This is a genomic window from Vibrio sp. 10N.261.51.A3 (assembly GCF_041471965.1).
Taxonomy (GTDB): Bacteria; Pseudomonadota; Gammaproteobacteria; order Enterobacterales; family Vibrionaceae; genus Vibrio; species Vibrio crassostreae_C.
Map to the genome: position 1 here is coordinate 1 of NZ_JBFRPK010000156.1, position 1,197 is coordinate 1,197.

General features: G+C 49.5%; 1 protein-coding gene. It reads right to left on the reverse strand.

Features of this window, described 5'->3' with window-relative positions; genetic code table 11:
* Window positions 1-33: 33 nt before the first annotated feature.
* Window positions 34-1,197 (reverse strand): IS66 family transposase (gene tnpC / locus AB4371_RS22375; protein WP_372150687.1); only part of this gene is annotated, 1,164 nt, incomplete at its 5' end.

Below are 1,197 nucleotides of genomic sequence, written 5' to 3' on the forward strand. Positions count from 1 at the left end.
GTAAACGCCCCATGAACCTACAGGGCGATATTACTAATGTTTGAAGTTCCAAGGCAGGAGTGCATCGATATCGGGCTCTGCTTTTGCTAGCTCTTTCATGCACTTGACCATATAGTCATAGAGGATAAGGCCGTTGGCTTTTGCAGTCTCGATGATGCTGTAAAGCATCGCGCTCGCCTCAGCGCCATTTGGTGTGTTGGAGAATAGCCAATTTTTCCTGCCAATAACCAGCGGTTTAATTGCGCGTTCAGCGCGATTATTATCAATAGATAAGTGACCATCGTCGATATAACGAATAAGCTTTGACCACTGCCCAAGCGTATATTTTATCGCTTTGCCTAGTGGGCTAGAGCCAATCACCTTCTGGGTCGTCATCCATTGGTAAAGCTCATCCAGTATCGGCTTGGCAAGCGCTTGACGCTCTGCTTTTCGCTCTTCGGCAGGCGCACCTTTTAAGCGTGATTCTATCCCGTAGAGTTTTTGGATTTTAGCCAGCGCCTTATCAGCCTTGCCTGATTTACCTTTCCCTTGAAGCTTCTTCGCATCCATGAACTTGCGACGAGCATGCGCTAAGCACCCTACATTGGTGACGTGATGCAGACCATCATAAGCCGCGTAGCCATCGGTTTGTAGATAACCGTTGTAGTCACCTAAAAAGTCCACGGGACACGCCCTCGCGCGACTGTTTTGATAGTCGTACAAGGCAATATTTTTCACATTCGGCAGTGCCGCTTCGGGTGAGTCAGCGCCTGAGCAGTAGAGCCACATATAACACTTCTTCTCTTCTTTGAGCACATTGAGCGGCGTTTCATCCGCCTGAACCACCACTTGTTGAAGCAGGTTCTCCTTCAAGGCCGCATACAGCGGGGCGAACTTCTCACTGACTTGGATAACCCACCTTGCCATGGTGGTGCGTGATAGCTCGATACCCGACTGGGTAAACAGCGATTCTTGACGATAAAGTGGCATCGCGTATTGGTATTTGCCAAGAATGATGTTGGTCAGCAAGCTTTCTGTGGCGAAGCTTTTAGGGATGAGACTCTGAGGGGATGGCTTCTGAACGATACGGCTGCTGTCACCTGTTTTCTCGCACTGGCGGCAAGCGTACTTAGGACGAACATATTCCAACACTTTGAGTACCGCTGGCGTGAACTCTAGCTTCTCGCTGCGGTCTTCACCGATTTTATGCAGGCTATG